The organism is Pseudomonas viridiflava, from assembly GCF_900184295.1.
Classification (GTDB): Bacteria; Pseudomonadota; Gammaproteobacteria; order Pseudomonadales; family Pseudomonadaceae; genus Aquipseudomonas; species Aquipseudomonas viridiflava.
In genome coordinates, this window is the sequence record NZ_LT855380.1 from 1,634,579 (window position 1) to 1,658,381 (window position 23,803).

At 60.1% G+C, this 23,803-nt stretch carries 21 protein-coding genes; 13 read left to right on the forward strand and 8 right to left on the reverse strand.

Going from position 1 to position 23,803, the window contains the following annotated elements:
• Nucleotides 1–90: 90 nt before the first annotated feature.
• Nucleotides 91–405 (reverse strand): acyl carrier protein, encoded by a 315-nt coding sequence (locus tag CFBP1590_RS07745; RefSeq protein WP_025993823.1) that lies wholly within the window; start codon nt 403–405, stop codon nt 91–93.
• Between the two features lie 207 nt (nt 406–612).
• On the opposite strand from CFBP1590_RS07745, the gene CFBP1590_RS07750 reads away from it, so the two are divergent.
• Together CFBP1590_RS07750 and CFBP1590_RS07755 are read left to right on the forward strand one after the other, a co-directional pair.
• Nucleotides 613–1,215 (forward strand): tRNA-uridine aminocarboxypropyltransferase, encoded by a 603-nt coding sequence (locus CFBP1590_RS07750; protein WP_088234787.1) that lies wholly within the window; start codon nt 613–615, stop codon nt 1,213–1,215.
• Between the two features lie 114 nt (nt 1,216–1,329).
• Nucleotides 1,330–2,289 (forward strand): DMT family transporter, encoded by a 960-nt coding sequence (locus tag CFBP1590_RS07755; protein ID WP_088234788.1) that lies wholly within the window; start codon nt 1,330–1,332, stop codon nt 2,287–2,289.
• Between the two features lie 6 nt (nt 2,290–2,295).
• Here CFBP1590_RS07755 and CFBP1590_RS07760 read toward each other — a convergent pair whose 3' ends face one another.
• Both CFBP1590_RS07760 and CFBP1590_RS07765 read right to left on the reverse strand, forming a co-directional pair.
• Complete coding sequence (locus tag CFBP1590_RS07760; protein ID WP_029241129.1) at nt 2,296–2,910, reverse strand: NAD(P)H-dependent oxidoreductase; 615 nt, start codon at nt 2,908–2,910, stop codon at nt 2,296–2,298.
• Nucleotides 2,903–4,297, reverse strand: a complete 1,395-nt coding sequence (locus CFBP1590_RS07765; protein ID WP_088234789.1) for a class II fumarate hydratase — start codon at nt 4,295–4,297, stop codon at nt 2,903–2,905. Before CFBP1590_RS07765 ends, CFBP1590_RS07760 begins: the two co-directional genes overlap by 8 nt.
• 169 nt (nt 4,298–4,466) lie before the next feature.
• On the opposite strand from CFBP1590_RS07765, the gene CFBP1590_RS07770 reads away from it, so the two are divergent.
• The 7 genes from CFBP1590_RS07770 to CFBP1590_RS07800 all read left to right on the forward strand — a co-directional run bounded on the left by CFBP1590_RS07770 (nt 4,467) and on the right by CFBP1590_RS07800 (nt 12,278).
• The gene (locus CFBP1590_RS07770; protein WP_004884127.1) at nt 4,467–4,994 is read left to right on the forward strand and encodes a DUF2059 domain-containing protein; all 528 of its coding nucleotides are present in this window, start codon (nt 4,467–4,469) and stop codon (nt 4,992–4,994) included.
• A 12-nt stretch (nt 4,995–5,006) separates the two neighbouring features.
• Complete coding sequence (locus tag CFBP1590_RS07775; protein WP_004884126.1) at nt 5,007–5,300, forward strand: BolA family protein; 294 nt, start codon at nt 5,007–5,009, stop codon at nt 5,298–5,300.
• Nucleotides 5,301–5,471: 171 nt separating this feature from the next.
• Nucleotides 5,472–6,422 carry an oxygen-dependent tRNA uridine(34) hydroxylase TrhO gene (gene trhO, locus CFBP1590_RS07780; protein WP_029241127.1) on the forward strand — a complete coding sequence of 317 codons (951 nt, stop codon included), beginning with the start codon at nt 5,472–5,474 and terminating at the stop codon, nt 6,420–6,422.
• A gap of 3 nt (nt 6,423–6,425) precedes the next feature.
• Entirely contained in the window at nt 6,426–7,058 is a 633-nt protein-coding gene (locus tag CFBP1590_RS07785; protein ID WP_058431697.1) for a DsbA family protein, read from the forward strand.
• Between the two features lie 34 nt (nt 7,059–7,092).
• Nucleotides 7,093–8,877, forward strand: coding sequence for an ABC transporter ATP-binding protein (locus CFBP1590_RS07790; RefSeq protein ID WP_167383114.1), 1,785 nt, complete (start codon nt 7,093–7,095; stop codon nt 8,875–8,877).
• A gap of 122 nt (nt 8,878–8,999) precedes the next feature.
• Complete coding sequence (locus CFBP1590_RS07795) at nt 9,000–11,462, forward strand: EAL domain-containing protein (RefSeq protein ID WP_088234791.1); 2,463 nt, start codon at nt 9,000–9,002, stop codon at nt 11,460–11,462.
• Nucleotides 11,463–11,492: 30 nt separating this feature from the next.
• Nucleotides 11,493–12,278, forward strand: a complete 786-nt coding sequence (locus CFBP1590_RS07800; RefSeq protein ID WP_088234792.1) for an iron-containing redox enzyme family protein — start codon at nt 11,493–11,495, stop codon at nt 12,276–12,278.
• Nucleotides 12,279–12,308: 30 nt separating this feature from the next.
• Here CFBP1590_RS07800 and CFBP1590_RS07805 read toward each other — a convergent pair whose 3' ends face one another.
• The 5 genes from CFBP1590_RS07805 to CFBP1590_RS07825 all read right to left on the reverse strand — a co-directional run bounded on the left by CFBP1590_RS07805 (nt 12,309) and on the right by CFBP1590_RS07825 (nt 17,113).
• Nucleotides 12,309–13,235 (reverse strand): GGDEF domain-containing protein, encoded by a 927-nt coding sequence (locus CFBP1590_RS07805; RefSeq protein WP_088234793.1) that lies wholly within the window; start codon nt 13,233–13,235, stop codon nt 12,309–12,311.
• Between the two features lie 301 nt (nt 13,236–13,536).
• Entirely contained in the window at nt 13,537–14,277 is a 741-nt protein-coding gene (locus tag CFBP1590_RS07810) for a YciK family oxidoreductase (protein WP_088234794.1), read from the reverse strand.
• 27 nt (nt 14,278–14,304) lie between these two features.
• Nucleotides 14,305–14,976, reverse strand: a complete 672-nt coding sequence (mupP, locus tag CFBP1590_RS07815; protein ID WP_004884117.1) for an N-acetylmuramic acid 6-phosphate phosphatase MupP — start codon at nt 14,974–14,976, stop codon at nt 14,305–14,307.
• A 3-nt stretch (nt 14,977–14,979) separates the two neighbouring features.
• A complete protein-coding gene (ubiG, locus tag CFBP1590_RS07820) occupies nt 14,980–15,678 on the reverse strand; it encodes a bifunctional 2-polyprenyl-6-hydroxyphenol methylase/3-demethylubiquinol 3-O-methyltransferase UbiG (RefSeq protein ID WP_025993835.1) in 699 nt (232 codons plus the stop codon).
• 82 nt (nt 15,679–15,760) lie between these two features.
• On the reverse strand, nt 15,761–17,113 hold the full coding sequence (locus CFBP1590_RS07825) for a TRZ/ATZ family hydrolase (protein WP_043304281.1): 1,353 nt from the start codon (nt 17,111–17,113) through the stop codon (nt 15,761–15,763).
• A gap of 118 nt (nt 17,114–17,231) precedes the next feature.
• Here CFBP1590_RS07825 and mtnA point away from each other — a divergent pair, with 118 nt between their 5' ends.
• From mtnA to pheA, 4 genes are all read left to right on the forward strand, one after another.
• Nucleotides 17,232–18,308, forward strand: a complete 1,077-nt coding sequence (mtnA, locus tag CFBP1590_RS07830) for an S-methyl-5-thioribose-1-phosphate isomerase (RefSeq protein ID WP_004884114.1) — start codon at nt 17,232–17,234, stop codon at nt 18,306–18,308.
• 304 nt (nt 18,309–18,612) lie between these two features.
• The gene (gene gyrA / locus CFBP1590_RS07835) at nt 18,613–21,399 is read left to right on the forward strand and encodes a DNA gyrase subunit A (RefSeq protein ID WP_029241120.1); all 2,787 of its coding nucleotides are present in this window, start codon (nt 18,613–18,615) and stop codon (nt 21,397–21,399) included.
• A gap of 210 nt (nt 21,400–21,609) precedes the next feature.
• Nucleotides 21,610–22,695 (forward strand): 3-phosphoserine/phosphohydroxythreonine transaminase, encoded by a 1,086-nt coding sequence (gene serC / locus CFBP1590_RS07840; protein ID WP_029241119.1) that lies wholly within the window; start codon nt 21,610–21,612, stop codon nt 22,693–22,695.
• Nucleotides 22,695–23,789, forward strand: a complete 1,095-nt coding sequence (gene pheA / locus CFBP1590_RS07845) for a prephenate dehydratase (RefSeq protein WP_029241118.1) — start codon at nt 22,695–22,697, stop codon at nt 23,787–23,789. Before serC ends, pheA begins: the two co-directional genes overlap by 1 nt.
• The last annotated feature ends 14 nt before the right edge of the window (nt 23,790–23,803 follow it).

Genomic DNA, 23,803 nt, shown 5'->3' on the forward strand with positions numbered 1-23,803 from the left:
GTGCTGTCGCAAGGACAGTGCAAATACGCCATCGCATCGGGGCGCGCCCGCGTCCCGACATGAATCCACGTTACTGATCGATGCTGTTAATCAATGTCGCGAGGGAGCACGGCGGCGCTTTTTCTTCTGACTGTCACCCTCTGGCGACGACTCCTGCTGCATCAACAGAATCAGGTCCACGACCATTGGCAATGACAGGTGCTCGGGCTTGTTGAGTGCGCGCTTGCGAATGAAGTCGGGAAACTCGAAATTGAATTCGCCTCCCAGCTGAGCGAACAGTTCGTCTACGTCCTCGTCATCCAGCCTCAGGTCCTTGAATGTGGCGTCGTCGCGAATCTCGGCCTTGTCCACGAGGATCACGCCCAACGCATCCAGCACCCTCTGTTTGATCTCCTCGCGACTCATGAGAACCCCTGTTATTGATCGTTATGATCCAAGCAGGGGGACTTCATGTCACCAGCCCTGTGCATTGAGGCTAGCTCAAATCCAAAGCGCAGCCGTTGATAGCCCGGCGCAATGGTGACGAGTTGTTTAAACTGCCACGTTGAGCGACAGACGGCATGCCGGTCCTGTCTTGCTGTCTGCCAGTGTGACCAGCGAGTTGTAAAAACGATGTCCCGAAGCCGATGCGAACGTTGCCTGCGTCCCGATGCTCACTGCCTCTGCGCCTTGATTCCACAACTGGACAGTCGAACCCGGGTGCTGATCCTGCAGCACCCGGACGAAGCGAAGCACGCGTTGAACACTGCACGCTTTGCAGCACTCGGGCTGAGCAATGCCCAGCTCAGGGTCGGCGAAGTGTTCGAAGACCTTGCAGAACTGCTCAATCCGCCCGGCTATCAGCCACGGCTGCTTTTTCCTGGTGACGCCGCGCAGCCGTTGACTGTCGGGCAGGCCGAAGCGCTGCCGACCCTGCTGGTGGTCCCTGACGGCACTTGGCGCAAGGCGCGCAAATTATTGCACCTCAATCCGCTGCTGGCTGCGCTTCCGCGTGTCACGCTCGGCAATGTACCGGCCTCACGTTATCGTTTGCGCAAGGCGCCTGGACCGGATGCACTGTCGACGCTTGAGGCGATTGTTCATGCCCTGCAGACACTCGAAGCACCGGTTTCCTTCGAGGCGCTGCTCAAGCCGTTCGACGCCTTGATAGAAGGCCAGATTCAGGCCATGGGCAGCGATACCTACCAGCGCAACCATGGCGAGCGCTCATCGTGAGCGCCAATCGTGAGCAAAACACTTTGCGCCGATAACGCTGCCTAGCTGTAACTGTTGCTTTGCGGATCAGCGCCTAGAATGAAGGCCTTGTCCTGCCTTGTTTCGGAATCTGTGATGCATATTTCTTCTGGCCGCTGGGTGTATGGCCTCTGTCTTGCCCTGTTGACCGCGCTGCTCTGGGGCATCCTGCCCGTCAAACTCAAACAGGTGTTGCAGGCGATGGACCCGGTGACCGTCACCTGGTTCCGGTTGCTGGTGTCTGGCTCGCTGCTGTTTGTCTGGCTGGCTTCGGTCAAGCGTCTGCCCAGCTTCAAGCTGCTGGGTCGCAAGGGCAAGGCACTGGTTGTGCTGGCGGTATTGGGGCTGGTGGGCAACTACATGTTGTATCTGGTCGGGCTGCGCATGCTCAGCCCCGGTACGACGCAGTTGCTGATTCAGATCGGACCGATCCTGTTGCTGATCAGCAGCATCTTTCTGTTCAGGGAGCGTTTCAGTCTGGGGCAGGGTATCGGTCTGGCGATCCTGCTGATCGGCTTCGGGTTGTTCTTCAATCAGCGTCTCGTCGAGCTGCTCACCTCGCTGGGCGACTACACTCTGGGTGTGCTGATCGTGATCATGGCGTCAGTGGTCTGGACCTTCTATGGACTGAGCCAGAAGCAACTGCTGACGGTGTGGAACTCGCTGCAGGTCATGATGGTGATCTATCTGTTCTGCGCGTTGCTGATTACGCCATGGGCTCATCCCGCCCAGGCGTTGCAACTGAGCCCGCTGCAGGGCTGGCTGCTGCTGGCCTGCTGTCTGAATACGCTGGTGGCCTATGGTGCTTTTGCCGAAGCGCTGGCGCACTGGGAGGCCTCGCGGGTCAGTGCGACGTTGGCCCTGACGCCTTTGATCACACTGGCTTCGGTGGCGATTGCCGCCTGGCTGTGGCCGACCTATGTTCAGGCCGAAGAGATCAACGCGCTGGGTTACGGCGGCGCGCTGCTGGTGGTGCTGGGGTCGGCTCTCACCGCGCTCGGGCCATCTTTGATTGCAGGGTTGAAAGCGAGAAGGGCGAGATTGGCCCAGGCCTGATGAGGTTCAGCGCTTGCCCAGCGCCAGTGCCTGATGAAGCCATTGTTGCCGCTGCTCTTCGGTTGAGGTGCGCACTGGGGCGAACTCGGTCAGGCGTCTGGTTTTGATGCCACAGAAACCGAGAATGGTGCGAATCATCTGCCGGTGCGCCGGAGCGCCGTAGATCCAGCGGAAGTAGCGGGGCGGAGTATCCATGGTCACCAGCAGTTCCGCCGTCCGGCCCTTGAGCAGTTCGTTGGAAGGGTGTCTGCGTCCATGCGCCTTGAAGGCGAAACCCGGCGTGAGCACCCTGTCGAAAAAACCGGTCAGCAGCGCAGGCAGGCCGCCCCACCAGACCGGATAGACGAACACCAGATGCTCGGCCCAGTGAATCTGTCGCTGGGCTTCGAGCAGGTCGTGTTCCAGTGTCTGGCTCTGTTCGTAGCCGCTGTGCAGCACCGGATCGAAATCCAGCTCTCCAAGTTTTAACACCCGGACCACATGCCCTTCGCTGCGAGCGCCCTGTGTGTAGGCTTCGGCGAGGGCATGGCACAGGCTGATGGTCTTGGGCGTGCCATAGACCATCAGAATGCGTTTGCCGCTGCCTTCCAGCGGCGTGGCGCCACTTTTGGCGTCAGCCATTGCTGCCTGCCTCGAGCATTTTTTCAGGACGTACCCAGGCGTCGAACTCTTCATCCGTCAGGTAACCCAGCGCCAGTGCGGCTTCACGCAGGGTCAACCCCTCGGTGTAGGCCTTTTTGGCGATCTGCGCGGCCTTGTCGTAGCCGATGTGCGGGTTCAAGGCGGTGACCAGCATCAGGCCGCGCTCCAGGTGTTCGGCAATCTTCTCTGCATCCGGCTCCATGCCGACAATGCAATGCTCGTTGAAGTTGCTGCAGCCATCGGCCAGCAAGCGGATCGATTGCAGAATGTTGTGAATGATGACTGGCTTGTACACGTTCAGTTGCAAGTGACCCTGGCTGGCGGCAAAGCCCACCGTGACGTCGTTGCCCATCACCTGGCAAGCCAGCATCGATAGCGCTTCGCACTGAGTCGGGTTGACCTTGCCGGGCATGATCGAGCTGCCGGGTTCGTTGGCTGGCAATCTGACTTCAGCCAGACCTGCACGTGGCCCTGAACCCAGCAGGCGCAGGTCATTGGCGATTTTCATCAAGGTGCCGGCCAGGGTCTTCAGGGCGCCCGAAAGTGACGTAAGCGCTTCGTGACCCGCCAGCGCTGCAAATTTATTGGGTGCGGTGACAAATGGCAGGCCCGACAACGCAGCCAGTTCAGCGGCCACGGCTTCGGCAAAGCCTTTCGGCGAATTGAGACCCGTGCCGACAGCAGTGCCGCCCTGCGCCAGCTCGTACACCGCTGGCAGCGCTGCGCGAATGGCTTTTTCCGAGTAATCCAGCTGCGCCACGAAGCCGGACAGCTCCTGGCCGAAAGTGATCGGTGTCGCGTCCATCATGTGGGTGCGGCCGGTCTTGACCAGCTTCATGTGCCGCGCGGATTGCTCGGCAAGGCCTGCAGACAGCTCGGCAATGGCAGGCAGCAGTTTCTCTTTCACCGCCTGTGCCGCAGCGATGTGCATGGCCGTGGGGAAACAGTCGTTGGAGCTTTGCGAGCGATTGACGTGGTCATTCGGGTGGACCGGCGACTTGCCGCCACGACCCTGGCCCGCCAGTTCGTTCGCGCGTCCGGCGATCACTTCGTTGACGTTCATGTTGCTCTGCGTGCCGCTGCCGGTCTGCCAGACCACCAGCGGAAACTGGGCGTCATGCTGGCCGTCCAGCACTTCGTCGGCGGCCTGTTCGATCAGGCGGGCGATGTCGGCAGGCAGGTCGCCGTTGCGGTTGTTCACGCGCGCGGCGGCCTTCTTGATCAGCGTGAGCGCATGCAATACCGGCAGCGGCATACGCTGATCGCCGATGGCGAAATTGATCAGTGAGCGTTGGGTCTGGGCTCCCCAATAAGCGTCTTCAGGGACTTCGATCGGGCCGATGCTGTCGGTTTCTGTGCGGCTCACTGTGCTTACTCCTTTAAGTGCATTGCAGCGTTAGGTGTCCATATGCGAACAGGGTTCCCGATCATTGCTTTTTAACCGCTCGGCGAACCGGGGGTTGAGCCAAAAGCCTGTATAAGCGCAGAATGGTCGGCCCTGAGGTATTGCCTCGCTTGCTAGATAAGGAAACTCGATGACCCGTCTTCGTGCCATTTGTACCGCGGTAGTTCTGGTCTGCGCCAGTGGCCAGGTCCTCGCCGATACCGCCAGTCACAACGCGAGCGCCGAAACGTTCCTGAAACTTGCCAATGCCGATCGCCTGGGCGCTCCGGTGTACGCACAAGTACAGCAGATGTTTGCCCAGCGCTTCGCCGAAACCAAGGCACCTGCCTCGAAAAAGGCGCTGCTGGAAACCTATCAGGCAAAAGCCAACACCGCGCTGGACCAGGCCATTGGCTGGAACAAGCTGAAGCCTGAAATGGTCAAGCTCTACACCGCCAACTTCACTGAAAGCGAGCTCAAGGACCTGGTTGCGTTCTACCAGTCCCCACTGGGCAAGAAAGTGATGACCAAAATGCCTGAGCTGGCTCAGCAATCGGCTCAGTTGACCCAGGGCAAGCTGGAAAGCGCCGTGCCGGTCGTCAACAAGCTGCTCGCCGACATGACCGCCGAACTGGAACCTGCCAAGGCAGCCGCTCCAGCGCCAGCCAAGAAGCCTTAAGCGAATCCCGTCATGACCATGCAAACACGTATCGAGTCGGCGCTGGCGCTGCTGCAGCCGCATCATCTGCAAGTGCTCGACGAGAGCCACATGCACAGTCGTGGTGAACAGACGCACTACAAGGCCATTCTGGTCAGTGATCAGTTCGAAGGTCTGAACTCGGTCAAGCGCCACCAGAAGGTGTATGCCACTCTGGGTGCCCTGATGGGCGAGTTTCATGCCCTGGCCTTGCACACCTACACGCCTGAAGAATGGGCGAAGACTGGCGCAGCCCCGGCATCGCCGACCTGCGCCGGCGGTCACTGAGCACTCAGAGATCCGTGCCGTCGGGTCGTTGATTCAAATCAACGACCCGATGTGCCTGTCTACCTACGGTTTTTGCTAGAATCCGCACCGCGCCGCAAGGCCGGTGCGTTTTTTTTCGTTCAGATTTTTGTCCGGTAGGCCCTTTGCGAGGGTCGCCACCTGGAGTGATACATGACTCAACAGTCGATCAGTCAGCCGATCGTCGTGGCTGCGCTATACAAATTCGTCACCCTCAGCGATTACGTCGCGTTCCGCGAGCCGCTGTTGCAGGCCATGGTCGACAACGGCATCAAGGGCACGTTGTTGATCGCCGATGAAGGCATCAACGGCACCGTGTCCGGCACCCGCGAGGGCATTGACGGCCTGATGGCCTGGTTGCGCAGCGACCCGCGTCTGGTCGACATCGATCACAAGGAATCGTACTGCGAAGAGCAGCCGTTCTATCGCACCAAGGTCAAGCTCAAGAAAGAGATCGTGACCCTGGGCGTTGAAGGCGTCGATCCCAACAAGGCCGTGGGCACCTACGTCGAGCCAAAGGACTGGAACGACCTGATCGCCGATCCTGAAGTCCTGCTGATCGACACGCGCAACGACTATGAGGTGTCCATTGGCACTTTCGAAGGCGCGATAGACCCCAGGACCACTTCTTTCCGCGAGTTTCCTGACTACATCAAGGCGCACTTCGACCCGGCGGTGCACAAGAAAGTCGCGATGTTCTGCACCGGTGGGATTCGTTGCGAAAAGGCCTCCAGCTACATGCTGGGAGAGGGCTTCGAAGAGGTCTATCACCTCAAGGGCGGCATCCTGAAGTATCTTGAAGAAGTACCGCAGGACGAAAGCCAGTGGCGCGGCGACTGTTTTGTCTTCGACAACCGTGTCACCGTCCGACACGACCTGACTGAAGGTGACTACGACCAGTGCCATGCCTGTCGTACCCCGATCAGTGCAGAAGACCGTGCGAGCGAGCACTACTCGCCAGGTGTAAGCTGTCCGCATTGCTGGGACTCGCTGAGCGAGAAAACCCGTCGCAGCGCCATCGATCGACAGAAGCAGATCGAGCTGGCCAAGGCGCGTAACCAGCCCCACCCGATCGGTCGTAATTACCGTCTGCCCGAGGCCTGAGCCATGTCCGCCCGCCTGATTTATGTCATGGACCCCATGTGTTCGTGGTGCTGGGGCTTTGCTCCAGTCGCCGATGCGCTGGTGCAGCAGGCTCGGGCGGCGGATGTACCGCTGCATCTGGTCATGGGCGGGCTGCGTTCCGAGGCTTCGCCACTGGAAGCCTCCAAACGACGCTACATTCTTGAACACTGGCAGGCGGTCGAGGAGGCCACCGGTCAGCCATTCCTGCGTGAAGGTGCCTTGCCGGAAGGCTTTGTCTACGACACCACGCCGGCCTGCCTCGCGGTCACGGCGGCGCGGTCCCTGGAGCCGGAACGCGCCTGGGAACTGGTCAAGCTGATTCAACAGGCGTTTTACGGCCAGGGTCGTGATGTAACGCGCCCTTCAGTGCTGGCCGAGCTTGCCGAACAGGCCGGCTTTTCCCGCCAGCAGTTTGCTGACGCGTTCGACAGCCCCGAACAGCAGGCGGCCACGGCGGCCGACTTTACGTGGTCGCAGGATCTGGGCATCGCGGGTTTCCCGACCTTGCTGGCCGAGCGCAATGGCCAGCTGGCCCTGCTGACCAATGGTTATCAACCTTTGAGCGAACTGTCGCCGTTGCTCGGCCGATGGCTGGAGCGTGCGGCCAGTGCTTGATGACTCCACGGGTAATTCGCTGAAACCCGAAGGCGTGCGCCACCATGTATTGAGTTGGGCCGAGATTCGACGGCTTGCCTTGCGCCACAAGAAAGCCCTGTGGATCGCCAACGGCGTGGCGATACTGGCGACGTTGTGCAGCGTGCCGATCCCGTTACTTCTGCCTTTGCTGGTGGATGAAGTATTGCTGGGGCGTGGTGATGCGGCGCTCAAGGTCATGGACCATCTGTTGCCCGACAGTCTGCAGAAGGCTGTCGGTTACATCGGTCTTATGCTGTTGCTGACGCTGGTCCTGCGCGCCGGGGCCTTGTTGTTCAACGTCCTGCAGGCAAGGCTGTTCGCCCGACTGGCCAAGGACATCGTCTACCGCATCCGGTTGCGCCTCATCGAACGGCTCAAACGCATCTCCCTGCGCGAATACGAAAGCCTGGGCAGCGGCATGGTCACCACCCACCTGGTCACCGATCTCGACACGCTGGACAAGTTCGTTGGCGAGACCCTGAGTCGCCTTCTGGTGGCGACCCTGACGCTGGCGGGCACGGCGGGCATCCTGATGTGGATGCACTGGAAGCTGGCGCTGCTGATCATGCTGTTCAACCCGCTGGTGATCTTTGTCACGGTAAAGCTGGGCAAGCGGGTCAAGCATCTGAAGAAGCTGGAAAACGACAGCACCTCGCGTTTCACCCAGGCCCTGACCGAAACCCTGGACGCCATTCAGGAAGTGCGGGCGGGCAATCGCCAGGGCTTTTTCCTCGGTCGGCTGGGCCTGAAAGCTCAGGAAGTACGCGATTACGCCATCAACTCCCAGTGGAAAAGCGATGCTTCCGGGCGTGCCAGCGGTCTGCTGTTTCAGTTTGGTATCGATATCTTCCGCGCAGCCGCCATGCTCACGGTGCTGTTCTCGGACCTGTCCATTGGCCAGATGCTCGCGGTGTTCAGTTACCTGTGGTTCATGATGACGCCTGTCGAGCAGTTGCTGAACCTGCAATATGCCTATTACGCGGCGGGCGGGGCGCTGACACGTATCAACGAACTGCTTGCCCGCGGTGACGAGCCGCAATACGTGGGCAGCGTCGATCCGTTCGAAGGTAAGGAGACCGTCGGTATCGAGGTGCGTGGCGTCAGTTTCGGTTATGGCGAGGATCTGGTGCTGGACCAGCTGAACCTGACCATTGCGCCGGGCGAGAAAGTGGCAATCGTGGGGGCCAGTGGCGGCGGTAAAAGCACACTGGTGCAGCTGTTGCTCGGCCTCTACACCGCGCAGACCGGCTCGATCCGCTTCGGCGGCGCCACTCAGCAGGAGATCGGTCTGGAGCGGGTGCGCGAGAACGTGGCGGTGGTTCTGCAGCACCCGGCGCTGTTCAACGATACCGTCCGGGCCAACCTCACCATGGGCCGCGACTGCAGCGACGAGGCCTGCTGGCGGGCGCTGGAAGTCGCGCAGCTGGAACCTGCCATCCGTGAACTCCCCGATGGCCTGGACAGCATCGTGGGGCGGTCCGGGGTGCGGCTTTCCGGCGGCCAGCGGCAGCGTATGGCCATTGCCCGCATGGTCCTGTCTGACCCCAAGGTGGTCATCCTCGATGAAGCCACCTCGGCGCTGGATGCCGCGACCGAATACAACCTGCATCTTGCCCTTGCGCGTTTTCTGCGCAGCCGCACCACACTGATCATCGCGCATCGTCTTTCGGCCGTGAAGCAGGCCGACCGCGTTCTGGTTTTCGACGGCGGACGCATCGCCGAAGACGGAGACCATCAACAATTGATCGCCGATGGTGGCCTTTACGCCAAACTGTACGGTCACCTGCAACAAATCTGAGTCATTACGTCCCGTATTTACGCGAACGTTGTGTCAAATTCGATAAAATCACCTGCCATCATATGCGGTTTTAGCCTAGGCTCTGCTCAGAACGATCTTCAGGCATGTGGTGACGCGAACCCATGAAGCAGACATGGACCTTTCCCAAGCCTCGCCTGACAGCCATTGTCTGGCCCTTCATTGCGGTAGCTTTGTTTCAAGCGCTGTTGGGGTGTGTCAGCCTTTATACGATGTCTGCGGTGCGCAGCTATGTGGTAGGCGAGAGCCTCTGGTCCAAGGGCCAGAAGGACGCCATTCATTACCTCGGTCTTTACGCCAACTGGCACGAGGAAAGTGACTATCTGAAGTACCAGGAAGCCTTTGCGATTCCGCAAGGCGGACATGCCCTGCGCGAAGCGTTGAACAGGCCCGTTCCTTCACTTTCCGACGCCAGGGCCGGGATTCTCCAAGGCGGCAATCACCCGGACGATGCGGCCGGCATCATCTGGATGTACCTCAATTTCCGCGACTTCAGCTTCATGAAAACCGCCATCGAGCATTGGACGGTGGGCGACAGCTATCTGATGCAGCTCGATACGCTGGCCGGCGAGATTCACGACCGAGTCCGCGCAGGCAACGTCACGCCTGCCGAGGTCGAGCAATGGCGCACCCGTATCAAGGCCATCAACGAGGGCGTGGCACCGGCTGCCAAGGCCTTCAGTGATGCGCTGGGCGAAGGCTCGCGCTTCATCCTCAAGCTGTTGGTGGGAATCAACCTGGTGACGGCGTTTGTCCTGATCCTGCTGGCGTTCTGGCGCGTGCGCAAACTCATCGCCCAGCGCCGTCTGTTTGCCGATGCCTGGCAGCTGGAGCGCGAGCGGGCACAAATCACCCTGGAATCGATTGGCGACGGCGTGATCACCACCGACGTCAAGGGCGCTATTGTCTACATGAACCCGGCGGCCGAAGGCTTGACCCACTGGAAAAACGCGCAGGCCAACGGTTTGCCGCTGGCGGCGTTGTTCAATCTGTTGGACGAGAACGATCAGCGTGACAGCTCGACACTGATCGACCATATTCTGGGCGGCAAGCTCAAAGGCGGCAGCGCCAACACCAAGCTCATTCAACGGCTCGATGGCAGCACAGTCTCGGTGGCGCTGGTCGGCTCGCCGATCTACACCGATGGCGTGGTCAGTGGCGCCGTGTTGGTCCTGCACGACATGACGCAGGAGCGCCAGTACATCGCCAACCTGTCGTGGCAGGCCGCCCATGACGCGCTGACCGGGCTGGTCAACCGCAGTGAATTCGAATACCGCCTGCAGCAGGTCCTCAACGTCGTCCAGTCGGAGCCCGGCAGTCATTGCCTGATGTTCCTGGACCTCGATCAGTTCAAGCTGGTCAACGACACCAGCGGGCATGCAGCGGGTGACGAGTTGCTGCGTCATATCTGCAAGGCGCTGCCGCAGGGCCTGCGCGATGGCGACACGCTGGCGCGGCTGGGCGGAGACGAGTTCGGGGTACTGCTGGCCGATTGTTCCGCGAACAGGGCCCACGAGATTGCTGAAAACTTACGCCAGATCGTGCAGAACCTGCATTTCATGTGGAAGGGCCGCCCGTTCGTGACCACGGTCAGTATCGGCCTGGTGCACCTGGGTGACGCCCCCACGACGCTCGAAGCTTCACTCTGTGCCGCGGACATGGCGTGCTACATGGCCAAGGAGAAGGGGCGCAACCGCGTTCAGGTGTACCGCTCCGATGACGCCGCGCTGTCGATAAGGTCCGGTGAGATGGCCTGGATCCAGAGATTGCACATTGCGATGGACGAGGATCGCTTCTGTCTGTTTGCGCAGGAGATCGCATCGATCAGACAACCTGGCGATGGCGTCAGGCATATCGAGATTCTGTTGCGCCTGCGTGATGAATCGGGGCGGATGGTTGCGCCCGACAGCTTCATACCCGCTGCCGAGCGCTACGGATTGATGACTACACTTGACCGGTGGGTGGTCCATAACGTTTTTCAGGTCATAGCCAGGTGCCAGAACGAGCAACGGCATCAGGCGCCGCAGGCCATGTGTGCGATCAATCTGTCCGGATCGAGTATTGGTGACGATGCATTTCTCGACTATTTGAAATCGCAATTCAAAATGTTTGGTGTTGCTCCCGAAATGATCTGTTTTGAAATCACCGAAACCAGCGCCATTGCCGATCTTGAAAGCGCCATTCGTTTCATCAATGAGCTGAAGTCTCTCGGTTGCCTGTTTTCATTAGATGATTTCTGTTCAGGCATGTCGTCTTTTGCCTACCTCAAGCACTTGCCGGTCGACTTTCTGAAAATCGACGGAAGTTTCGTCAAGGACATGCTGGATAACCCGATCAATCGAGCCATGGTCGAGGTCATCAATAATATCGGTCATGTCATGGGCAAGCGCACGATTGCAGAGTTTGTGGAAACACCGCAGATCGAAGCCGCACTTGAGGAAATAGGCGTGGATTTTGCTCAGGGATATCTGATCGGGCGTCCTGAGTTGTTGACCTGTGAAAGTCTTTATATCCATCCCGTACGACCCGACCCTGTAATGTTCCACTCGCCGGGAACGTTCAGTTAAACCGTATAAGCCACTACAAGGAGCTACACAGTGATCGACACTTTCAATAGAACCGGTCCGCTCATGGAAGCCAGCAGTTATCCGGCATGGGCGCAGAAGTTGATCAACGATTGCAGCGCTGCCAAGGCCCGCGTGGTCGAGCACGAGCTTTATCAAAAGATGCGGGACGCGACGCTCAGCCCGCGAATCATGCGCCACTACCTGATTGGCGGCTGGCCCGTTGTCGAGCAGTTTGCCGTCTACATGGCCAAGAACCTGACCAAGACCCGCTTTGGCCGTCATCCCGGTGAGGACATGGCGCGTCGCTGGCTGATGCGCAACATCCGTGTGGAACTCAATCACGCCGATTACTGGGTGAACTGGTGTGCCGCGCATGACGTATCGCTGGATGATCTGCATGACCAGCAGGTCTCGCCCGAGTTGCATGCGTTGAGTCACTGGTGCTGGCAGACCAGCTCTTCGGATTCACTGGCAGTCGCAATGGCCGCGACCAATTACGCTATCGAAGGGGCAACGGGGGAGTGGTCGGCCGTGGTCTGTTCCACCGGTGCCTATGCCGAGGCATTCCCTGATGACACCCGCAAGAAAGCCATGAAATGGCTCAAGATGCATGCGCAATACGATGACGCGCACCCTTGGGAGGCACTGGAAATCATCTGCACGCTGGTGGGCAATAATCCCGGTGTGCCGTTGCAGAACGAATTGCGTCAGGCGATCACCAAGAGCTACGACTACATGTATCTCTTTCTGGAACACTGCATGCAGCTAGAAAAGGTCAAGCCGGCACGCGAGCGTGCCATGGCCGAGCAGGCCTGAAGGGCACTGGCAGGCGGGGCGCCTGATGTTTCAGCAGGCCATGGCCAGCCGGTTACGGCCCTCGCGCTTTGCGGCATAGAGCGCGTCGTCGGCTCTGCGCAGCAGGCTGTCAGCGGTTTCCGCTGACAGCAGCGTCGAACAGCCCAGGCTCACCGTCATTGTCAGGGCCGGGGCAAACTCCTTGAAACGCAATTCTCGCACGGCCTGTCGCAGGCGCTCGCCCACCAGTCCGGCGCTGGCGCCTTCGGTGTTGGACAGAATCACCACAAACTCTTCCCCGCCGTAGCGAAATATCCGGTCGATGTTGCGCAATTGCCCCTTGAGGGTCAGCGCAATGCTTTTGAGCACCAGGTCGCCCGTGTAATGGCCGTAGCCATCGTTCACTTTCTTGAAGTGATCGATGTCCAGCATCAGCACCGACAACGGCTGCTTGTGGCGACGTGAGATGTCCACTTCCCGGGCCAGGCTCTGGTCCATTGCCACGCGGTTGCCGGTATTGGTCAGGGCATCACGCAGTGCACTCTGCGTGGCAATGCGATAAAGCAGTGCGTTGAGCAGCGGGTACAGAAGGCACGCCAGCAGGGTTTCCAGATCATGCAACCGGGCATCATCGATCACTTGAGCGGTCTGCAGCTCCAGCTGGCCGATGTCTTCGCCGTCATGACGCAGATGGAAATCGGTAACGTGAAGCGCGTTTTCACCCAGGCGCAGTTGCAGATCACTCTTTGAATGGCGATATATCAGGCCTTCCAATGGAATGAGCCGTTGAACACCCTGAAAGAACAGCGTGAGTATTCTTTCGGCTTCCAGGCTGGTCTGTAATTGCAGCCCCAACTGTTTGACCAGTTCATCCAGCGTTACAGGCGGCAGTTCGGCATTGGGACGATTGCGAAAACCGAGGCACTGAAGCCTGGCGGTATCGAAATCGATTGCATGGGTCCGGGTAGGAGAACTCATCGGTTCGCTCCTCAGCACGTTGCTGGCTTGGCAGGGTTAGAGCGAAAGTCGTGCCATTCGGTTCATTAACAGCAAGAGATTAAAATAATCAATGACTTAAGTGATTGCGTCATAGGTGCAAGTCGATGAGTGCGGCGATTTATTGACGGTACTTTGTTTTTCGGCAAGTGATTGATCTTGGGAAGTAACTTTTTGGACATGTCATTTTTCAGGCGCTACATCGGAGGACTGAGCCGGCACCGCGGCCGGCAAGTCGCATCCCCAACTATTTTTATTCGGTTGATCAATGACGTTCCAAATGTTATTGGGCGTTTAAAGCCTGACCGTTGATGCCCTGGCTGTCTGGCCCCATCAGGTACAGATACACCGGCATGATGTCTTCCGGTGCCGGGTTGTTCAGTGGGTTTTCGGCCGGGTAGGCCTGGGCGCGCATGCCGGTCCGGGTTGCGCCAGGGTTGATGCTGTTGGCGCGTACCGCCGTGACCCCTTCAAGTTCGTCGGCCAGGGTCTGCATCAGGCCCTCGGTGGCGAATTTGGAGACGCCATAGGCGCCCCAGTGCGCGCGCCCCTTGCGGCCGACGCTGCTGGAGGTGAATGCCACCGACGCATCCTCCGAGCGTTTGAGCAGCGGCAGCAGAGCCTGAGTCAGCATGAACGTCGAGTTGACGTTGACGTGCATGACCCGGGCAAATTCCTCGCTGGAAAGCTGCTCGAGCGGGGTGCGTGGCCCGATGATCGACGCGTTGTGCAGCAGGCCATCCAGGCGGCCGAACTCGGTTTCGATCATTGTGGCCAGTTCGTCGTATTGCTGGGGCAGGGCGGTTTCCAGGTCAAATGGAATCACCACCGGCTGAGGCTGTTCAGCGGCTTCGATTTCGTCATAGATCGCGGTGAGGCTGGCTTCGGTCCTGCCCAGCAGCAGGACGGTTGCGCCGTGGGCGGCATAGGTTTTTGCAGCGGCGGCGCCGATACCCCGACCCGCGCCGGTCACCAGAATCACCCGGTTCTTGAGCAGGTCCGGGCGAGCGGAATAATCAAACATGAAAGACCTCGAACGATTGTCTGTGACTCAGCAACTGCACAGGGCGTTGTCCAGCACCTTGCGCAGTTCCAGTGGGTGATCGACCACAACGTCAGCACCCCAATGATCAGGATTGTCGTTGGGGTGGATATAACCGTAGCGCACCGCTGCCGTGCGCGTGCCTGCATCGCGACCGGATTCGATGTCGCGCAGGTCGTCGCCGACGAACAGGACGCTGGCCGGGTCCAGGTCGAGCATCTTGCACGCCAGGATCAGCGGTTCCGGGTGAGGCTTGCTGTGGGTCACATGATCCGGGCAGATCAGCAGTGCCGAGCGTTCGGCAAGGCCAAGCTGTTGCATGATCGGCTCGGCGAAGCGCACGGGCTTGTTGGTGACAACGCCCCAGATCAGTCCGGCCTTCTCGATGTCGGTCAACAGTTCAGCCATCCCATCGAACAGCTTGCTGTGCACGGCGCAGTCGCGTTGGTAGCGCTCGAGAAACTCCAGGCGCAGGGCTTCGAATTCCGGCTCGTTCGGCGACATTGCGAAGGTCGCTGCGACCATGGCTTTGGCGCCGCCTGATATTTCGTCGCGAATCAGCTTGTCCGATACCGCCGGGAAACCACGATCAGCCAGCATCGCCTGGGCAATGGCGATGAAGTCCGGTGCGGTATCGAGGAGGGTGCCGTCCATGTCGAATAAAACCGCTCTCAGACGCATCCTTCAAGCCTCCCGCAGGGTCTGGATCATGTAGTTGACGTCGACATCCGAGGCCAGCTTGTAATGCTTGGTCAGCGGGTTATAGGTCAGGCCGGTGATGTCCTTGACCTGCAGGCCTGCTTCACGGCTCCAGGCGCCCAGCTCGGACGGGCGGATGAATTTCTTGAAGTCGTGGGTGCCGCGCGGCAGCAGGCCCAGAATGTACTCGGCACCGACCACAGCGAACAGGTAGGCCTTCGGGTTGCGGTTGATGGTCGAGAAGAATACCTGGCCGCCCGGCTTGACCATGCGATAGCAGGCGCGGATCACCGACGAAGGATCCGGCACGTGCTCCAGCATTTCCAGGCAGGTCACCACGTCGAACTGCTCGGGCATTTCCTCGGCCATGTCTTCGGCGGTGATCTGCCGATACTCGACGCTGACGCCCGATTCCAGTTGGTGCAACTGGGCAACGGCCAACGGCGCCTCGCCCATGTCGATGCCGGTCACGGTTGCGCCGCGCAAGGCCATGGCTTCACTGAGAATGCCGCCGCCGCAGCCGACGTCGAGAACTTTCTTGCCAGCCAGATTGACGCGCTCGTCGATCCAGTTCACCCGCAGGGGGTTGATATCGTGCAGTGGCTTGAATTCGCTTTCGCGGTCCCACCAGCGATGGGCGAGTGCCTCGAATTTGGCGATTTCTGCGCGGTCGACGTTGCTCATCGGATATACCTCTTGAACTCAAAATTCGGTTTCATCTGTCTGGCTATAGATAACCAGACAGTCTTCTGTTCGGTTTGATCGGTCAGCGCGTCTCTTCGCCTTGCCCGGATGTCTGCCCGGAAATGCGTCGACCCCAGGCCATGGCGGTATCGCGCAGCGCCTGTTCGTCCATCCGGGTCAGGCGGCGGTCGTCGAGCAGCTGCTTGCCGGCCACCCATACATGGCTCACGCAGTCGCGGCCGGTGGCATATATAAGCTGGGAGACCGGATCGTAGATCGGTTGCTGGGCAAGGCCGGATAGATCGAAGGCGACCATGTCGGCAGCCTTGCCCAATTCCAGCGAGCCGGTGTCGGCCTGGATGCCGAGCGCCCGTGCGCCGTTGAGCGTGGCCATGCGCAGTGCCCTGTGCGCATCGAGCGCCGTCGCCGAACCGGCAACGGCCTTGGCGAGCAGGGCGGCGGTGCGGGTTTCTCCGAGCAGGTCCAGATCGTTATTGCTGGCAGCGCCGTCAGTACCCACGGCCACGTTGACACCCGCCTGCCACAGACGCTCGACCGGGCAGAAGCCGCTGGCCAGTTTCAGGTTGGACTCGGGGCAGTGAATGATATGGGTATTGCTCTCGACCAGCAGGGCCAGGTCGTCATCGCTGATCTGGGTCATGTGCACGGCCTGGAAGCGCGGGCCGAGCAGGCCCAGACGGTTGAGGCGTGCCAGCGGCCGCTCCTGATTCTGGCTAACGGCCTGCTCGACTTCGAACGCCGTCTCGTGGACATGCATCTGGATAGTGGCGTCGAGCTCGTCGGCAATGACCCGGACCTTCTCCAGATTTTCATCACCCACGGTGTAGGGTGCATGCGGACCGAAGGCGATGCGGATGCGCGGGTGATGCGCCAGATCGTTGAACAGCTCGATCCCGGCGTGCAGGGCTTCGTCGGTGTTGCGGGCACCCGGAATAGGAAAGTCCAGCACCGGCACCGTGATCTGGGCGCGCATGCCGCTGACATGAACACGGTCGGCGGCCACCTTGGGGTAGAAATACATGTCCGAGAAGCAGGTAATGCCGCCCTTGAGCTGTTCGGCAATGGCCAGGTCCGTGCCGTCACGCACGAAATCCTCATCGACCCATTTGCCCTCGGCCGGCCAGATATGGTCCTGCAACCAGGTCATCAGCGGCAGATCGTCGGCCAGCCCCCGGAACAGGGTCATCGCCGCGTGACCGTGGGCGTTGATCAGGCCGGGGCTCAGGAGCATGCCGGGCAGCTCCCTAACCTGCGCAGCGTTCTGCTTCAGCGCCTCGGCTTTCGGGCCTATGTAAACGATGAGGCCGTCACGGATGCCGATGCCGTGTTCCTTGAGGACCACGCCTGCGGGCTCGACCGGTACCAGCCAGGTGGGCAGGAGCAGAAGGTCGAGCGGTGCTGTGGCGTTCGGCATGACAGGGCTTCCAGAGCTTATTACGGTGATGGCGAAGTATACCCGAGCGTCTTGGCGGGCGGCTCGCTATAATCAGCCGCTTTTGATTCTGGCTTTGGATTTCAAGATGGAGTGGGCGATGCGCGATCGACTGTTGGCTGCGGAGAAAGTAAAGGCCATCGATTGGCGGGACGACGCTCTGTACCTGCTGGATCAGCGGGTACTGCCGTTCGAGGAAACCTGGCACGCCTACACCAGTGCTGCGGGTGTGGCGGAGGCCATTCGCTCGATGGTCGTGCGCGGTGCGCCTGCCATCGGCATCAGTGCTGCCTACGGCGTGGTGCTCGGTGCGCGGGCCAGGATCGCGGCCGGTGGCGACTGGCGATCAGCGCTGGAGGATGATTTCGCGCTGCTTGCAGACTCACGTCCTACGGCGGTCAACCTGTTCTGGGCACTGAATCGCATGCGTGATCGCTTGCAGCGTCTGAAGGCGACGGATGATCCGTTGGTGTTTCTGGAAGCTGAAGCCGTGGCCATTCACCTGAGCGACCGCGAAGCCAACCTGACCATGGCCCAGCTCGGCGCCGACCTGATTCGCAAGCATCAGGGCAATCTGCAGACCGTGCTGACCCACTGCAACACCGGGGCGCTGGCCACCGGCGGGTTCGGTACGGCACTGGGTGTGATCCGTGCTGCGCATCTGGAAGGCATGATCGAGCGCGTCTACGCCGATGAAACCCGTCCCTGGCTGCAGGGATCCCGGTTGACCGCGTGGGAACTGGCCAACGAAGGCATTCCGGTGACCCTGAACGCCGACTCCGCCGCCGCGCACCTGATGCGCACCAAAGGCATCACCTGGGTCATCGTCGGTGCCGATCGCATCACGGCCAACGGCGACGTGGCGAACAAGATCGGCACCTATCAACTGGCGGTCGCTGCCATGCACCATGGCGTGCGCTTCATGGTGGTCGCGCCTAGCTCGACCATCGACATGGACATGGCCAGCGGCGAAGACATCGTCATCGAAGAGCGCGACGGGCGCGAGCTGCTTGAAGTGGGCGGTCAGCGGGTGGGTGCCGACGTCGATGCCTTCAACCCGGTCTTCGACGTGACGCCTGCGGACCTGATCGATGCGATAGTGACCGAAAAGGGCATTGTCGAGCGTCCCGATACCGCCAGAATGGCCCAGTTGATGAGCCGCAAACATCTTCATTGAAGTTTCATCTCTCCATGACCGCTTCGGGAGCAGGGCGGCTGAACGGGCCTGTAAGCGTCTCTCAGCCGTCCCGAGTGGATGTGGCTCGTTTTCAGCGCTTGCAAAGGATGTGAGCACCTCGGCGATTGTGGTAACATCCGGCGGTTTCCGGGGACGCTATTCGTAGCCTCCCGCACTGTGCAGAACCAAGTCTTAACTCATTGATTTGTCGTAAGTCGTTGCCCGGCACATGCTGGCAGCGGCGAGCTTCGTTTACCCCGAATGGGTTTGCGAGGTTTCACCAGAAAAAGGAATCAGGCTTCTCATGGGCGAACTGGCCAAAGAAATCCTCCCGGTCAATATCGAAGACGAGCTGAAGCAGTCCTACCTCGACTACGCAATGAGCGTTATCGTCGGTCGAGCTCTGCCGGATGCGCGCGATGGCTTGAAGCCCGTGCACCGGCGCGTGCTGTTCGCAATGAGCGAACTGGGCAACGACTGGAACAAGCCGTACAAGAAATCCGCCCGTGTGGTTGGTGACGTGATCGGTAAGTACCACCCGCACGGCGACACGGCTGTCTACGACACCATCGTCCGTATGGCTCAGCCGTTCTCGCTGCGTTACCTCCTGGTCGACGGTCAGGGCAACTTCGGTTCGGTCGACGGCGACAACGCTGCAGCGATGCGATACACCGAAGTGCGCATGACCAAGCTGGCTCACGAGCTGCTGGCCGACCTGCACAAGGAAACCGTGGACTGGGTGCCGAACTACGACGGCACCGAAATGATCCCCGCGGTCATGCCGACCCGTATTCCCAACCTGCTGGTCAACGGCTCCAGCGGTATCGCCGTGGGCATGGCGACCAACATTCCGCCGCACAACCTCGGTGAAGTCATCGACGGTTGCCTGGCGCTGATCGACAACCCCGAGTTGACGGTCGACGAATTGATGCAGTACATCCCGGGCCCCGACTTTCCGACGGCCGCGATCATCAATGGTCGCGCCGGCATCATCGAAGCCTATCGCACCGGCCGTGGCCGCATTTATATGCGTGCCCGCTCGATCGTCGAAGACATCGACAAGGTCGGCGGACGTCAGCAGATCGTCATCACCGAGCTGCCGTACCAGCTGAACAAGGCGCGTCTGATCGAGAAGATCGCCGAGCTGGTCAAAGAGAAGAAGCTTGAAGGCATCACCGAGCTGCGCGACGAGTCCGACAAGGACGGCATGCGCGTGGTCATCGAGCTGCGTCGTGGCGAAGTGCCTGAGGTCATCCTCAACAACCTCTACGCCCAGACCCAGCTGCAAAGCGTATTCGGCATCAACATCGTTGCGCTGATCGACGGCCGTCCGCGGATCCTGAACCTCAAGGACCTGCTGGAAGCTTTCGTTCGCCACCGCCGCGAAGTCGTCACCCGCCGTACCGTATTCGAACTGCGTAAAGCCCGTGAGCGAGGCCACATCCTTGAAGGTCAGGCGGTTGCGCTGTCCAACATCGATCCGGTCATCGCCCTGATCAAGGCCTCGCCGACTCCTGCCGAAGCCAAGGAAGCGCTGATCAATACGCCTTGGGAATCGAGCGCCGTGGTCGAGATGGTCGAGCGTGCCGGTGCCGATTCGTGCCGTCCGGAAAACCTCGATCCTCAATACGGTCTGCGCGAAGGCAAGTATTTCCTGTCGCCGGAGCAGGCACAGGCCATTCTGGAACTGCGTCTGCACCGTCTGACCGGTCTGGAACATGAAAAGCTGCTGAGTGAGTATCAGGAAATCCTGAACCAGATCGGCGAGCTGATCCGCATCCTCAACAGCGCCACGCGCCTGATGGAAGTGATCCGCGAAGAGCTGGAACTGATTCGCTCCGAATACGGCGATGCCCGTCGCACCGAGATTCTCGATGCGCGTCTGGACCTGACTCTGGGTGATCTGATCACCGAAGAAGAGCGTGTCGTGACCATCTCCCATGGCGGCTATGCCAAGACCCAGCCTCTGGCGGTCTACCAGGCGCAGCGCCGTGGCGGCAAGGGCAAGTCGGCCACCGGCATCAAGGATGAGGATTACATCGCTCACCTGCTGGTTGCCAACAGCCACACCACGCTGCTGATGTTCTCCAGCAAGGGCAAGGTGTACTGGCTCAAGACCTACGAGATTCCGGAAGCGTCCCGCGCCGCCCGTGGTCGTCCGCTGGTCAACCTGCTGCCGTTGAGCGATGGCGAATACATCACCACCATGCTGCCGGTCGATCTGGAAGCCATGCGCAAGCGGGCTGACGAAGAAGGCGAAGCCCTCGAAGGCGAGCTGGTTGATGACGCGGAAAACAGCAACGAGACCGAAGAAGAGCGCAAGGCGCGCGTCAAGGCTGCTGACAAGAAGAAGGCCCCGTTCATCTTCATGTCTACCGCCAACGGTACGGTCAAGAAAACTCCGCTGGTGGCCTTCAGCCGTCAGCGCAGCTCCGGCCTGATCGCACTCGAGCTGGACGAAGGCGACATCCTGATATCCGCCGCCATCACCGACGGCGAGCAGGAAATCATGCTGTTCTCCGATGGCGGCAAGGTCACGCGCTTCAAGGAATCCGACGTTCGTGCCATGGGCCGTACGGCTCGCGGTGTGCGCGGCATGCGTCTGCCGGAAGGTCAGAAACTGATCTCCATGCTGATCCCGGAAGAAGGCAGCCAGATCCTGACGGCCTCCGAGCGCGGTTACGGCAAGCGCACGGCGATCTCCGAGTTCCCTGAGTACAAGCGTGGCGGTCAGGGTGTTATCGCCATGGTCAGCAACGAGCGTAACGGCCGTCTGGTCGGTGCGGTTCAGGTGCTCGACGGTGAGGAAATCATGCTGATTTCCGACCAGGGCACACTGGTTCGTACCCGCGTCGGCGAAGTGTCGAGCCTGGGCCGTAACACTCAGGGCGTCACCCTGATCAAGCTGGCCAGCGACGAGAAACTGGTCGGTCTGGAGCGTGTTCAGGAGCCATCGGAAGTCGAAGGCGAAGAGCTGCTTGAGGGCGAAGAGGGCGTTGATGCGCTGGTCGCTGACGTTTCTGAGTCGGACGATGCCGGTGAAGACCTGCAGGTGGACGCCGCATCGGATGACGATGACTCGCAAGGCTGAGCAGTGAAGTAAGTAATACCGTCGAGGGCTGGCTCGTCTGTAAATGCATGTGCATTTCAGGCAAGTCCAGCCCTTGCGCCATTCGGCCTGCTCTACGGGCGAATCGGAATGCCTGCCGAAGCGGGCGGAGACCGAAGCTGCGGTTTCGTCTCCGTCAGGCGTGTGCAGGGAAAGTGCGTACAGACCCAAACGTATTTGACGAGAGTGGATATGAGCAAGCGAGCCTTTAACTTCTGCGCAGGTCCTGCTGCGCTCCCTGAAGCTGTTCTGCTGCGTGCCCAGGCCGAGCTCCTGGACTGGCACGGCAAAGGCCTGTCGGTCATGGAAATGAGCCATCGCAGCGATGAGTTCGTCTCAATCGCCACCAAGGCCGAGCAGGATCTGCGTGACCTGCTGTCCATTCCCTCCAATTACAAAGTGCTGTTCCTGCAGGGCGGCGCCAGTCAGCAATTTGCGCAGATCGCGTTGAACCTGCTACCCGAGAATGGCAAGGCCGACTACATCGACACCGGTATCTGGTCGCAAAAGGCGATCGAGGAAGCCTCGCGGTACGGCACGGTCAATGTCGCCGCCAGCGCCAAGCCCTATGACTATTTTGCCATTCCAGGCCAGAACGAGTGGAAGCTGTCCAGGGACGCTGCCTACGTTCACTACGCGCCGAACGAGACCATCGGCGGTCTGGAATTCAACTGGATTCCGGAAACCGGTGACGTGCCGCTGGTCGCGGACATGTCTTCGGACATTCTGTCTCGCCCTGTGGATATCTCCCGTTTCGGCATGATCTACGCCGGTGCGCAGAAGAACATCGGTCCGAGCGGCATCGTGGTGGTGATCATCCGCGAAGACCTGCTGGGGCGCGCGCGCTCGCTGTGCCCGACCATGCTCAACTACAAGGTCGCGGCCGATAACGGCTCGATGTACAACACCCCGCCGACGCTGGCCTGGTACCTCTCGGGTCTGGTCTTCGAGTGGCTCAAGGAGCAGGGTGGCGTCGAGGCCATCGGCAAGCTCAACGACATCAAGCAGCGCACGCTGTACGACTTCATTGATGCCAGTGAGTTGTACAGCAACCCGATCAACAAGCCGGACCGCTCGTGGATGAACGTGCCGTTCCGTCTGGCGGACGATCGTCTGGACAAGCCGTTCCTGGCCGGTGCCGACGCTGCGGGTCTGCTTAACCTCAAGGGCCACCGTTCGGTCGGTGGCATGCGCGCGTCCATCTATAACGCAGTGGACATCAATGCGATCAACGCACTGGTGACCTACATGAAAGACTTCGAGAAGGAGCACGGCTGATGTCCGAACAGGAACTCAAGGCGCTGCGCGTCCGTATCGACAGCCTCGACGAAAAGGTTCTGGAACTGATCAGCGAGCGTGCCCGCTGTGCGCAGGAAGTTGCGCGGGTCAAGATGTCTTCCCTGGCGGAAGGCGAAGCGCCTGTGTTCTATCGTCCTGAGCGTGAAGCGGCAGTGCTCAAACGTGTCATGGAGCGAAACCGCGGCCCGTTGAGCAACGAAGAGATGGCGCGTCTGTTCCGCGAAATCATGTCTTCGTGCCTGGCGCTCGAGCAGCCGTTGAAGGTTGCCTACCTCGGCCCGGAAGGCACGTTCACCCAGGCCGCAGCCATGAAACACTTCGGTCATGCTGTCATCAGTCTGCCGATGGCGGCCATTGATGAAGTGTTCCGTGAAGTGGTTGCCGGTGCCGTGAACTTCGGCGTCGTTCCGGTGGAAAACTCCACCGAAGGTGCGGTCAACCACACCCTCGACAGCTTCCTCGAACATGACATGGTCATTTGTGGCGAAGTCGAGTTGCGCATTCACCACCACTTGCTGGTCGGCGAAAGCACCAAAACCGAAAGTATCTCGCGCATCTACTCTCACGCCCAGTCGCTGGCCCAGTGCCGCAAATGGCTGGATGCCCACTACCCGAACGTGGAGCGCGTCGCTGTGGCCAGCAACGCCGAAGCGGCCAAGCGGGTGAAGGGCGAGTGGAATTCCGCAGCCATTGCCGGTGACATGGCGGCAGGCCTTTATGGTTTGACGCGACTGGCCGAGAAAATCGAAGACCGGCCGGACAACTCAACGCGTTTTCTGATCATCGGCAATCAGGAAGTGCCGCCGACCGGCGACGACAAGACCTCGATCATCGTGTCGATGAGCAACAAGCCGGGTGCGTTGCATGAACTGCTGGTGCCGTTCCATGAGAACGGCCTGGACCTCACGCGTATCGAGACTCGTCCATCACGCAGCGGCAAGTGGACCTACGTGTTTTTCATTGATTTCGTAGGGCATCACCAGGATCCGCTGGTCAAGGCGGTGCTGGAGCAGATCAGTCATGAAGCCGTTGCCTTGAAGGTGCTGGGTTCCTACCCGAAAGCGGTTCTTTGAGGGGGCGTTACATG